This window comes from Pseudomonas sp. Cab53 (genome assembly GCF_018325965.1).
GTDB lineage: Bacteria > Pseudomonadota > Gammaproteobacteria > Pseudomonadales > Pseudomonadaceae > Aquipseudomonas > Aquipseudomonas chlororaphis_E.
The window spans coordinates 1,711,899-1,723,712 of record NZ_AP021902.1 but is presented as its reverse complement, the minus strand read 5'-3'; the positions used below and the strand labels follow the sequence as shown (position 1 = coordinate 1,723,712).

Here is an 11,814-nt window from a genome sequence, read left to right as displayed (position 1 = left end):
CACTACCTCAGCCGTTGGGCCCTACTGTCGCAACGATGGTCACTTGCTTGTTGTCCGGTATTTCCTGGTAAGCCAGCACATGCAGCCCCGGGACCGCGAGGCGCCCGAACCGCGAGAGCATCGCGCGAATCGGACCGGCCACCAGCAGGATCACCGGTTGCCCTTGCATCTCTTGCCGCTGGGCTGCTTCGATCAACGAACGCTGCAGCTTCTCGGCCATGCTTGGCTCCAGCAGAACACCCTCTTCCGAACCTTGTCCTGCCTTCTGCAAACTATTGAGCAATATCTGTTCCAACCTTGGCTCCAAGGTGATCACAGGCAGCTCGGACTCAGTACCTACAATGCTTTGGACGATTGCGCGGGATACACCGACCCGCACCGCCGCCACCATCGCGGCGGTATCTTGACTCTTGGAAGCGTTATTGGCGATGGCTTCGGCGATGCTGCGAATGTCGCGCACTGGCACTTGCTCGGCCAGGAGCGCCTGCAGGATCTTGAGCAGTTGCGACAGCGAAACCACCCCCGGCACCAACTCTTCGGCCAGCTTCGGCGAGCCCTTGGCCAGCACTTGCAGCAATTGCTGGACTTCTTCGTGACCGATCAGCTCGCTGGAGTGCTTGTACAGAATCTGGTTCAAGTGGGTGGCAACCACGGTGCTGGCGTCCACCACGGTATAGCCGAGAGACTGCGCTTGCGCCCGCTGGCTGATTTCGATCCACACCGCTTCCAGGCCGAAAGCCGGATCTTTGGCGGTGATGCCGTTGAGCGAACCGTAGACCTGTCCCGGATTGATCGCCAGCTCGCGATCCGGGTAGATCTCGGCTTCGGCCAGGATCACCCCCATCAGTGTCAGGCGATAGGCACTCGGCGCCAGGTCGAGGTTGTCACGGATATGCACGGTCGGCATCAGGAAGCCCAAATCCTGGGACAGCTTCTTGCGCACGCCCTTGATCCGCGCCAGCAACTGGCCGCCCTGGTTGCGATCGACCAATGGAATCAGGCGGTAGCCGACTTCCAGGCCGATCATGTCGATCGGGGTCACGTCGTCCCAGCCCAGTTCCTTGGTCTCCAGTGCGCGAGCCGGCGACGGCAGCAGTTCCTGCTGGCGCTTGACCTCTTGCAGGGCCTGGATTTTCTGGGCGTTCTGTTTTTTCCAGAACAGGTAGGCACCACCCGCCGCCAATGCGGCCATGCTCAGGAAGGAGACATGGGGCATGCCCGGCACCAGGCCCATCACCGCCATCAGGCCAGCGGCCACGGCCAGGGCCTTGGGCGAGGCGAACATCTGCCGACCGATCTGCTTGCCCATGTCCTCGGAACCCGATGCACGGGTCACCATGATCGCGGCCGCTGTGGATAACAACAGTGATGGCAATTGCGCCACCAAACCGTCACCGATGGTCAGCAAGGCGTAGACCCGGCCCGCATCGCCAAAGCTCATGCCGTGCTGGAAGATACCGACCGCCATGCCGCCGATCAGGTTGATGAACAGGATCAGCAGGCCGGCGATGGCGTCACCGCGCACGAACTTGCTGGCGCCGTCCATGGAACCGTAGAACTCGGCTTCCTGGGCCACTTCCAGGCGTCGCGTCTTGGCTTGGTTCTGATCGATCAGGCCGGCGTTGAGGTCGGCGTCGATCGCCATTTGCTTGCCGGGCATCGCGTCGAGGGTAAAACGCGCGCTCACCTCGGAAATCCGCCCGGCACCCTTGGTCACCACGACGAAGTTGATGATCATCAAGATGGCGAAAACCACGATACCCACCACGTAGTTACCGCCAATCACCACCTCGCCGAAGGCCTGGATCACCTTACCGGCGGCGGCATGACCGTCCTGGCCGTGGAGCATGACCACCCGGGTGGACGCCACGTTCAGCGCCAGGCGCAGCAACGTCGCCACCAGCAGGATGGTGGGGAACACCGCGAAATCCAGGGGGCGCAGGGCGTAGACGCAGACCAGCAACACCACGATCGACAGGGCGATGTTGAATGTGAAGAACACGTCCAGCAGGAACGGCGGCACGGGCAGCATCATCATGGCAAGCATGACCATCAGCAGCAGCGGCACCCCGAGGTTGCCTTGGCTGAGAGTCACAGCGTTGCTGCGCGCGGTGCTGAGTAGCTGAGAGCGATTCACCGATATTCCCCGTTTCTGTGAAGCAAACTTTTGACGCTGGCAGCGTCTTGGGAGCTGCTTTTGCAAAAAGCCGTCCAACTTTGGGGAGACGCGAAAATTGAGACAAAGCCAAGTGACAGGCCAGAAGTTGCGCATACCGCCAGCACCGAACGAGCGAAACGTCAACCTGGCACATCTGAGAGTGGTTAAGACTGGCAACGGGGTGTTGAATGAATGCGCAATGGATGTGGCGCTAGCGAAAACCGCAGCGCACTTGGCGGAGGCTTGTCATGATCGATAATACTTCCCTTGCCGAACAAATGGGCGTGCATCCGGACCACCTGGACGGACAGGGCGTACTGAAACCTTACGTTCAGCCTGATTTCGCGCCCTTCCCTTACGAACCATACCCCGACACCGAACAGGCGACCCACTGTGAATCCACCCCTGGTGAGGAGGAGCTTTCAGCACCCAGGGTAGGCTGGTGCCCGAACGGCAGTATCAGCGGCGGTATTTGCTCACCTTTCAATAATGTTCGCCCCAACTGGATGGGCTACTACCCCGGCGTTACCGGGAGCTTGCGCATCGATGAAATGATCCTGCCCGGCACGCACAACTCGGCGATGGATAAGCAAGCGGGTTACAGCAACAGCCTTGAGACCTGCCAAGACGTATCACCTCATAGTCAATTACATACAGGTATCCGGGTGCTCGATCTGAGGATCCAGTTTTACTGGGGACTGGCGCAGTCAGACCCTAGAAGATTTTCTATCTTCCACAGCGGCAACTCTGGCAGGACCGTCTCAGGCGACTGCCTGCAAGCGGCTATCAACCTCTATACCGCCCACGATAAAGAAGTGATGATCCTCGATTTCCATGGATTCAAAGACTTTACCGACGCAGCACATCGGGAGTTAGCCACGATCATAAAAAACCGGCTGGGCAACCGATTGATCGAACCCAGGTGGAACATGCTGGTACTCAGGCAGTTGTGGGCCTTGCAGAAGAATGTGGTGATCGCCTACAACAGCAGCCAGCGCGATCCGCTGTTCTGGCCAGGGGTCAATCAACGCTGGATAGGCAAGGACCGGCCTTCCAGCAGCGAACTGAAGAACTTCATCGATCAGGTGGGTAACGAACCCAAACCCGACTATGAGCTACGCGCCATCCAGGCACACAAATACACTCAGGTCTTTCAACCTGACGACATGTCCTCGGACGTCATGAACTGGTTCGCAGCGGGCGCTGCAAATTCACCGATCATGAAGTATCACATCATCAATACGGATTGGTCCCTGCGACATCGGCATATCGACAACTGCATTCATGCCAACAGCTTCAGAAGCAAGCAATGGAGCGCCCTTTCGCTAACCCCTCTGGAACTTACCAACGGCTTCATACCTCCTGGACACCGGGCAATCGTCCTGGACATATACGACGGCAATTGGCGGGACACGCTGCACCTGCCTTCCTATGCGACGCCCGATGGCACGGTGCTCATCATCCATAAGGCTGCATGGAATACAACCCTGAAGGTAGACACAAGTAATATTCCAACCGATCACATAATTCTAACGAAAGGTGATGTAGTGCTATTCACCTACAACGCCGAGCAAACCAAATGGACCGTGCACCCCGAGATTGTCCACTCCCCCAATACCTCAGGCGATACGGTCCCGGACATAGGTGCCGAAGAGAAATTCGTCCGTTACAGGACCGCGGATTACAACTGGACAGACCATATCTACCTGCCAGGCACCGCACCCGCCTATAGGTATCTCGAGATAGCGTCCGAAATAACGGCCGCCGAAGGCTGGCACAGCCATATCCATCGTCGTTCCGGCGACAGGGTCTATCGCTGCCAGCGGGGCGATCAGTATCTCTTCATGTTCAACCAAGGCACCTGGCAGTTGGTAAAGGCGGCCATACACAGCTATGGCGCGGCCCAGGCGGGCGCCCAGATGGCAGATACCGGCACCGAAGAAACCCAGGTGCATTTCAGGAACGGGGACTTTGTCCGGCAGATCACACTTCCCGCCAATGCCTGGAACAACGACAAGGTCACCCTGACCTCCAGTGCAACCTACACCGCTACCGTCATGGGTACCAACCTGGCATCAGGGGTCGACCTGCAGCTTAAAACAGGCGATACCCTCCACTTTCGCTATGCCGCTTCAACCAACAAGTGGAACAGAACTCCGTAGCCCAGGAGGCGACTGGCCCGATGCCGCCCAACCCACGAGCAGCTCAGGAATCACGCCGCAAATCCGGCGGAATCGGCAGGTCTTTCAGCGGCTCGGGACGCTTGCCCTTGCCGGCGCGGTGCTGGCGGATCTGGTAGACGTAGGCCAACACCTGGGCCACGGCCAGGTACAAGCCGCCGGGGATTTCTTCTTCGAGTTCGGTGGAGTAGTAGATCGACCGTGCCAGGGCCGGGGATTCGAGCAGCATCACCTGGTTGGCGACGGCGATCTCGCGGATCTTCAAGGCCAGGAAGTCGCTGCCCTTGGCCAGCAACACTGGCGCATTGCCTTTTTCGGGGTCGTACTTGAGCGCCACGGCGTAGTGGGTCGGGTTGGTGATGACCACATCGGCCTCCGGAATGGCCGCCATCATCCGGCGCTGGGAGACTTCGCGCTGCAGCTGACGGATCTTTTGCTTGACCTCCGGCTTGCCCTCCTGCTCCTTGTACTCGTCGCGCACCTCCTGCTTGGTCATCATCAGCTTCTGCTTGCTCTGATAAAGCTGGATCGGTACGTCGATGGCGGCGATCAGGATCAGCCCGCAAGCCATCCACAACGTGCTCCACCCCACCAGTTGCACACTGTGGATGATGGCCTGCTCCAACGGCTCGTGGGCAATGCTCAGAAGGTCGTCGATGTCGCCCTGCAACACCGTCAACGCCACGGACAGGACCAACAGGAACTTGCCGAAGGCCTTCAGCAGTTCCATCAGCGCCGAAGTGGAAAACATCCGCTTGAGGCCCGACAGCGGGTTCATTCGGCTGAACTTGGGCGCCAGGCTGCCGGCGGCGAACAGCCAGCCGCCCAGGGAAATCGGCCCGATAAAGGCCGCCAGCAGCAGGAAAATCAGAATCGGCTGCACCGCCAGGATCGCGATCTTGCCCGAGTGCAACAGGTACTGCGTCATTGCGCCGGGCGTGAGCAGTATTTCGCGAGGCAGGGAAAAGTTAAGGCGCATGATTTCCAGCAGGTCCAGGGCCAACCCACCCCCGTAGATCAACAGGCCACCCGCCCCGGCCAGCATGATCGCCAGGGTGTTGAGCTCCTTGGAGCGGGCAATCTCGCCCTTTTCCCGGGATTCGCGCTTGCGCTTCTCCGTGGGGTCTTCTGTCTTGTCCTGGCCACTCTCGCTTTCAGCCATGGTCAGCGCGCCTGTGCCATGTCACGTAGCAGCTGCAGGGCCTGGGTCGCCAGCGGCTGATACTGGTTGAGAATATCCCCCAGGCTGATCCAGAAGATCACCATGCCCAGCACCAGGGTCAGCGGGAAACCGATCGAGAAGATGTTCAGTTGCGGCGCCGCCCGGGTCATGACGCCGAAAGCGATGTTCACTACCAGCAGTGCGGTGATCGCCGGCAATACCAGCACCATCGCCGCACCCAGGACCCAACCGAGCTTGCCGGCAATCTCCCAGAAATGATTGACCAGCAGCGCGCTGCCCACAGGCATCGTGGTGAAACTTTCGGTCAGTACCTCGAACACCACCAGGTGCCCGTTCATGGCGAGGAACAGCAAGGTCACCAGCATGGTCAGGAACTGCCCGATCACCGCACTGTTGACCCCGTTGGTGGGGTCGACCATGGAGGCGAAGGCCATGCCCATCTGGATCGAAATGATTTGCCCGGCCACGACGAATGCCTGGAAAAACAGCTGCAACGAGAACCCCATCAGGGCACCGATGAGGATCTGCTCGGCCACCAGCATCAACGCACTGAGGTCCAATGCATGGACCGGCGGCATCGGCGGCAGGCCGGGGGCGATGACCACCGTGATCGCCAGGGCGAAATACAAGCGCACGCGTCGCGGCAACAGGGTCGTGCCGAAGACCGGCATGCTCATCAGCACGGCGGTGACGCGAAACAGCGGCAGGACGAACGCCGCCACCCAGGAACTGATCTGGGTGTCGGTCAGCGCAAGCATCGACATCAGGTCAGCCGATCAACTGCGGAATACTGCCGTACAAACGCAGGATGTATTCCATAAAGGTTTGCACGATCCAGGGGCCGCCCACGATCAGCGTGACCAGCATCACCAGCAGACGCGGCAGGAAGCTCAGGGTCTGTTCGTTGATCTGGGTCGCGGCCTGGAACATCGCCACCAGCAAGCCCACCAGCAGGCTGGGGATCACCAGGATGGCGACCATCATGGTGGTCAGCCAGAGCGCTTCGCGAAACAGGTCTACCGCAACTTCAGGCGTCATATCTTGCTATCCGCAGGGAAGGTCTAAACACCGCCGAAACTGCCCGCCAGGGTGCCAATGATCAACGCCCAGCCATCCACCAGCACGAACAGCATGATCTTGAACGGCAAGGAAATGATCAGCGGCGACAGCATCATCATACCCATGGCCATCAGCACGCTGGCGACCACCAGGTCGATGATCAGGAACGGGATGAAGATCATGAAGCCGATCTGGAACGCGGTCTTCAGCTCGGAAGTGACGAACGCCGGCACCAGGATGGTCAGCGGCGCCTGGTCCGGACTGGCGATGTCGGTGCGCTTGGACAGGCGCATGAACAGCTCCAGGTCGCTGCTGCGAGTCTGGGCAAGCATGAAGTCCTTGATCGGCACCTGGGCCTTGGCAACCGCGTCCTGGGCGCTGAGTTTTTCCGCCAGGTAGGGTTGCAGCGCATCCTGGTTCACCCGGTCGAACACCGGGGCCATGATGAACATCGTCAGGAACAGCGCCATGCCGGTGAGGATCTGGTTCGACGGTGTCTGTTGCAGACCCAGGGCCTGGCGCAGGATCGAGAAGACAATGATGATCCGGGTAAAGCTGGTCATCAACATGACGAACGCCGGAATGAAGCTCAGCGCGGTCATGATCAGCAGGATCTGCAAGCTGACCGAATATTCCTGGGCCCCGTCGGCGTTGGTGCCCAGGGTAATCGCCGGGATTGACAGCGGATCGGCGGCAAAGACCGACGGTGCGGCCAGCATCAAGGCCAGCGCCAACAGAATGCGCAACGGCATTACTTCTTATCCTTCTGGTCTTTGCCCAGCAGTTCCATGAGGCGCTGGGCAAATTCGGGGGTAGCCTGCTCGGTGGAGGGCACCTGCACCGGCTCCTTGAGGACGTGCAAGGCGGTGATGCTTCCTGGACTCAGGCCGAGCAGGATCTGCTCGTTGCCGACCTGCACCAGCACCAGCCGGTCCCGTGGGCCGAGCGCGCGCGTGCTGACGATGTCGATGACCTGCCCCTTGCCCGCCGGCCCGGCCTGCTGCACGCGGCGCAGCAACCAGGCGAGGAAGAAGATCAGGCCCAGCACCAGCAACAGGCCGATCACCAATTGCGCCAATTGCCCGGCCACGCCGCTGCCACTGGCCGACGTAGCGGCCGCCGTGGCCACCGGCTCGGCCGCCAGCACGCTGAACGGCAGCATCAATGCAGCGCCAAGGAAACCTTTCACTCAGCGCAGCTTCTTGATGCGTTCGCTCGGACTGATCACGTCCGTCAGGCGAATGCCGAACTTCTCGTTGACCACCACCACTTCGCCATGGGCGATCAGCGTGCCGTTGACCAGGACATCCAGCGGCTCGCCCGCCAGACGGTCCAGCTCGATCACCGAACCCTGGTTCAGTTGCAGCAGGTTGCGAATGTTGATGTCGGTGCTGCCCACTTCCATGGAGATCGACACCGGGATGTCGAGGATCACGTCCAGGTTCGGACCGTCCAGGGTAACCTGCTCATTGCTCTTGGGCATGCTGCCGAACTCTTCCATCGGCAGACGGTTGGAAGCGTGGGCCCCCGTATCGGCCGCCAGCAGCGCATCGATATCGGCCTGCCCGGCGTTGCCGGTTTCTTCCAGGGCCGCAGCCCATTCGTCGGCCAGCGCCTGGTCATCCTGGGTATTCATATCGTCAGCCATCATGTGTCCTCGGCGGGCAAAAATCGGTTCAAAACGTAAAAGTCAGTAAAAAAGGCTCAGCCACTTCGACACCGGTCAGCGGCGTTCGATCGGCTCGATCACCTGCAACGCCAGGTTGCCCTTGTGGGAACCCATCTTGACCTTGAAGGCCGGCACGCCGTTGGCGCGCATGATCATGTCTTCCGGCATTTCGACGGGAATGATGTCCCCCGGCTGCATATGCAGGATGTCCCGCAGACGCAACTGGCGCCGGGCGACCGTCGCACCGATCGGCACGTCGACATCCAGCACGTCCTGGCGCAACGCGTTGATCCAGCGTTCGTCCTGGTCGTCGAGGTCCGATTGGAAACCGGCGTCGAGCATTTCTCGCACCGGCTCGATCATCGAGTACGGCATGGTCACGTGCAGGTCGCCGCCACCGCCATCGAGTTCGATGTGGAAAGTCGAGACCACGATGGCTTCGCTCGGGCCGACGATGTTGGCCATGGCCGGGTTCACTTCGGAGTTGATGTACTCGAAGTTCACTTCCATGATCGCCTGCCAGGCCTCCTTCAAGTCGACGAAGGCCTGTTCCAGCACCATGCGCACGACCCGCAGCTCGGTCGGGGTGAATTCACGCCCCTCGATCTTGGCGTGACGGCCGTCGCCACCAAAGAAGTTGTCCACCAGCTTGAACACCAGTTTGGCATCGAGGATGAACAAGGCGGTGCCACGCAACGGCTTGATCTTCACCAGGTTGAGGCTGGTGGGTACGTACAGCGAGTGTACGTATTCACCGAACTTCATCACCTGTACGCCACCGACGGCCACATCGGCCGAGCGGCGCAGCATGTTGAACATGCTGATGCGGGTGTAGCGGGCGAAACGCTCGTTGATCATTTCCAGGGTCGGCATGCGTCCACGAACGATGCGATCCTGGCTGGTCAGGTCATAGCTTTTGACGCTGCCCGGTTCAGCAGCATTTTCGGTCTGCACCAGGCCATCGTCGACACCATGCAACAGCGCATCGATTTCGTCCTGGGACAACAGGTCCTGCACGGCCATGTCGTGTTCCTACTGCAATACGAAGTTAGTGAAGAGCAATTGTTCGATCACCACTTTGCCCAGCTCTTTCTGAGCCACTTCCTGGACGCTGGCCGTGGCTTTCTGGCGCAACATTTCCTGGCCGACAGGGGTGGCCAGGGTGTCGAAATTCTGTCCGGAGAACAGCATCACCAGGTTGTTGCGGATCAGCGGCATGTGCACCCGCAGGGCCTCCAGGTCGGCCTGGTTGCGCCCCATCAGGGTGATGCTGACCTGCATGTAGCGCTGGCGGCCATTCTGGGTGTAGTTGGCGACGAACGCAGGCGCCATGGATTCGAAAATGGCCGGTTGCTTACCGACGGGGGCGGCTTCGGCCACGGGAGCCGGCTTGCTCTGGGCTCCATGCATGAAATACCAGGTAGCCCCCACGGACACCCCGATCGCCAACAGCAGGCCCACCACGATCATGATGATCATCTTGAGCTTGCCCTTGGTTGCCGGGTCTTTTACAGCTGCTGCTTCACTCTTCGCCATGCCAATAATCCGTCACTAATCGGGGGGTTCACGGTTGCCTGGCAAGGCAGGAGCAAGTGTTATGCCAGAAGCAATTTACGCCACCCGAAAACAACTGTGGGAGCGGGCTTGCTCGCGAAGGCAGTGCGTCAGATGACATGATTATCAACTGGCACACCGCCTTCGCGAGCAAGCCCGCTCCCACAAAAGGTTACCTCACCAGGTCAGGCGTAGTAATCGACCGCGCTGCTGCCGATCACACTGGTCGTACTGGCTGCAACTTCGGCCACGCCAGCCGGCAGGTGCTCATCCACCGACGCATCCGCTCGACCGCCCGATGAGGTGGTACGTCCGGCCTGGGCCTGCTGCTGGGCCGGCTGGTCCTGGTTGGGCGATCCTCGGGACTGATCGGACACGTTGACGTCGACCTGCCCCATGCCCTGCTGGGTGAAGCTGTCCCGCAGGCGGTGCAATTGGCCTTCGAGGGCTTCGCGAACGCCCGGGTGAGCACTCATGAACGTGACCTGGGTCTGCTGGTCCGGCACCATGTTCACGCGGATGTCCAGTCGACCGAGTTCGGCGGGTTGCAGTTGGATGTCGGCCGCCTTGAGATTGGCGCTCGACAGGTACATCACCCGGTTGACCACCTCTTCGGTCCAGCCATTCTGGTTCATGGCAATGGGCTGGTTGACCGGCACCGCGTTGGCTGTCTTCGGCGTCGCCGCCTGGGTCAGGGCCGCCAGGCGATTGGCGAAGTCGTCGACCCGGGTGTCGCTGGCCGCACTGGTCAGGTCCTTGAGGCCCTCGTTGATCAAGCCGCCAAAAGCCTTTTCACCGCCCTGGCTGCCAGGGCTGGTGCTGTCCTGGTCAGCCTGCACGGTGAGCATGCTCGCCATGCCGGCGGCGAAGGTTTGCGCCGACGTCGGCTCGGCATCAAGTGCTGCCGGGGCGGCAGCCTTGGGCTGGGCCTGGCTGGCGGCGGAAACATGACCACCCTGCTCCATGGCCAGCCGCAAGGCGGGCATCGCGTCGAGCGGGTCGGCTTGGGGATCGAACGCAGGGTCCGTCGCCGGGTCCGCAGGCGGCGTGGTCAGCGCCTGCGAGACGACTGGAGCCACTACCGCAGCGGCCACCTGGGGATCCGCCGCCACCACTACTGGCGCGGGCTCCGGCGCAGTCGTCACCACGGGCGTGGTGACCTCCGGCAGCAATGTCGGATCAACCGGCGCAGCGTCAGCCACTGGCGCGTCGGTCGAATCTGCGGCGTCATCGCTCGCGACCTGGTCGTCGGCATCGGCGGGTTTGTCCGCGGGCAAGGGTTTGCCGCTATCGGCAACCGTCCGCTCGGGGGCGGCAGCGGTTTCGTTGCCGGCGTCCTTTTTGACGGTGTTATCGGAAGACTTGTCGCGCATCGGTTTTACCGACGGTTCAGGGGCAGCCGATGACTTGGCGGGCGCCTGACGGGCGAAGACCTGAGCGAAGCTGGAGGCTCTATCCCCATTGTCCGGGGCCGCCGCCGGTGAATTGACGGCTGCCTGGGGCTTGGCCTGGGCAGTGGCCTGGAGCAGCGTATTAGGGGTGACAGGCATGAACATTTTCTCCGCTGCACTGGATTCATAGGTACAGTCGGACAAGACAATGCAAGGGGCGGGCCAACGCTTGAGTGGCCGGTAGATCTCAGCAGTGGAAGCCTTCGCGCTCTTCCCGGCAAAGATTGCGGACATGGGCAAATTCGCTGTCGATTTCGCTGACCAGTTTTTCGATACCCCCCAGCGAAGGCTGTTTGGCACGCTGTTCCAGCTCACCACACAACTCGGCGAGGCGAATGGCTCCCATGTTACTGCTGCTGCCTTTGAAGCTGTGGGCGGTGGCGCTCAGTTTTTCAGCGTCCCGGGCTTCATGCAGCACGCGCAAACGCGCCTCGGAGTCGTTGAGGAAGGTATCCAGCAGTTCCAGATAGCCCTCTTCCATGACTTCCTTCAACGTGCTGAGCACGTCGCGATCCAGATGAATCTCACTCACTTGTTCGCTCCCTGATCAAGAATGACCC

12 protein-coding genes are annotated in these 11,814 nt (G+C 60.6%); 1 reads left to right on the top strand and 11 read right to left on the bottom strand.

What is annotated here, in order from left to right; genetic code table 11:
* Positions 1–7 precede the first annotated feature (7 nt).
* On the bottom strand, positions 8–2,137 hold the full coding sequence (gene flhA, locus KI241_RS07505) for a flagellar biosynthesis protein FlhA (RefSeq protein ID WP_042729118.1): 2,130 nt from the start codon (positions 2,135–2,137) through the stop codon (positions 8–10).
* Between the two features lie 269 nt (positions 2,138–2,406).
* Between flhA and KI241_RS07500 the strand changes: the two genes are divergently transcribed.
* The gene (locus KI241_RS07500; RefSeq protein WP_212803520.1) at positions 2,407–4,320 is read left to right on the top strand and encodes a hypothetical protein; all 1,914 of its coding nucleotides are present in this window, start codon (positions 2,407–2,409) and stop codon (positions 4,318–4,320) included.
* 43 nt (positions 4,321–4,363) lie between these two features.
* On the opposite strand, the gene flhB is transcribed toward KI241_RS07500, so the two are convergent.
* From flhB to KI241_RS07450, 10 genes are all read right to left on the bottom strand, one after another.
* The gene (gene flhB, locus KI241_RS07495) at positions 4,364–5,500 is read right to left on the bottom strand and encodes a flagellar biosynthesis protein FlhB (RefSeq protein ID WP_042729117.1); all 1,137 of its coding nucleotides are present in this window, start codon (positions 5,498–5,500) and stop codon (positions 4,364–4,366) included.
* 2 nt (positions 5,501–5,502) lie between these two features.
* On the bottom strand, positions 5,503–6,285 hold the full coding sequence (gene fliR / locus KI241_RS07490; protein WP_047737628.1) for a flagellar biosynthetic protein FliR: 783 nt from the start codon (positions 6,283–6,285) through the stop codon (positions 5,503–5,505).
* Positions 6,286–6,289: 4 nt separating this feature from the next.
* Entirely contained in the window at positions 6,290–6,559 is a 270-nt protein-coding gene (gene fliQ, locus KI241_RS07485; RefSeq protein ID WP_042729115.1) for a flagellar biosynthesis protein FliQ, read from the bottom strand.
* Between the two features lie 23 nt (positions 6,560–6,582).
* Positions 6,583–7,332 carry a flagellar type III secretion system pore protein FliP gene (gene fliP / locus KI241_RS07480; protein WP_042729114.1) on the bottom strand — a complete coding sequence of 250 codons (750 nt, stop codon included), beginning with the start codon at positions 7,330–7,332 and terminating at the stop codon, positions 6,583–6,585.
* Positions 7,332–7,769, bottom strand: coding sequence for a flagellar biosynthetic protein FliO (gene fliO, locus KI241_RS07475; RefSeq protein WP_047737631.1), 438 nt, complete (start codon positions 7,767–7,769; stop codon positions 7,332–7,334). The genes fliP and fliO overlap by 1 nt, the downstream gene beginning before the upstream one ends.
* Positions 7,770–8,228, bottom strand: coding sequence for a flagellar motor switch protein FliN (gene fliN / locus KI241_RS07470; RefSeq protein WP_042729112.1), 459 nt, complete (start codon positions 8,226–8,228; stop codon positions 7,770–7,772).
* Positions 8,229–8,303: 75 nt separating this feature from the next.
* Positions 8,304–9,272, bottom strand: coding sequence for a flagellar motor switch protein FliM (gene fliM, locus KI241_RS07465; RefSeq protein ID WP_003184019.1), 969 nt, complete (start codon positions 9,270–9,272; stop codon positions 8,304–8,306).
* Positions 9,273–9,281: 9 nt separating this feature from the next.
* Positions 9,282–9,785: a flagellar basal body-associated protein FliL gene (gene fliL, locus KI241_RS07460; RefSeq protein ID WP_042729111.1), complete on the bottom strand. Its 504-nt coding sequence runs from the start codon at positions 9,783–9,785 to the stop codon at positions 9,282–9,284.
* 203 nt (positions 9,786–9,988) lie between these two features.
* On the bottom strand, positions 9,989–11,353 hold the full coding sequence (locus KI241_RS07455) for a flagellar hook-length control protein FliK (protein ID WP_123578862.1): 1,365 nt from the start codon (positions 11,351–11,353) through the stop codon (positions 9,989–9,991).
* A gap of 88 nt (positions 11,354–11,441) precedes the next feature.
* Entirely contained in the window at positions 11,442–11,786 is a 345-nt protein-coding gene (locus KI241_RS07450; protein ID WP_042731736.1) for an Hpt domain-containing protein, read from the bottom strand.
* Positions 11,787–11,814: the final 28 nt, after the last annotated feature.

Coding starts and splice junctions, on each gene's coding strand:
- KI241_RS07500 (WP_212803520.1), top strand. CDS start 2,407: ATGATCGATAATACTTCCCTTGCCGAACAAATGGGCGTGCATCCGGAC.
- flhB (WP_042729117.1), bottom strand. CDS start 5,500: ATGGCTGAAAGCGAGAGTGGCCAGGACAAGACAGAAGACCCCACGGAG.
- fliR (WP_047737628.1), bottom strand. CDS start 6,285: ATGTCGATGCTTGCGCTGACCGACACCCAGATCAGTTCCTGGGTGGCG.
- fliQ (WP_042729115.1), bottom strand. CDS start 6,559: ATGACGCCTGAAGTTGCGGTAGACCTGTTTCGCGAAGCGCTCTGGCTG.
- fliP (WP_042729114.1), bottom strand. CDS start 7,332: ATGCCGTTGCGCATTCTGTTGGCGCTGGCCTTGATGCTGGCCGCACCG.
- fliN (WP_042729112.1), bottom strand. CDS start 8,228: ATGGCTGACGATATGAATACCCAGGATGACCAGGCGCTGGCCGACGAA.
- fliM (WP_003184019.1), bottom strand. CDS start 9,272: ATGGCCGTGCAGGACCTGTTGTCCCAGGACGAAATCGATGCGCTGTTG.
- fliL (WP_042729111.1), bottom strand. CDS start 9,785: ATGGCGAAGAGTGAAGCAGCAGCTGTAAAAGACCCGGCAACCAAGGGC.
- KI241_RS07455 (WP_123578862.1), bottom strand. CDS start 11,353: ATGCCTGTCACCCCTAATACGCTGCTCCAGGCCACTGCCCAGGCCAAG.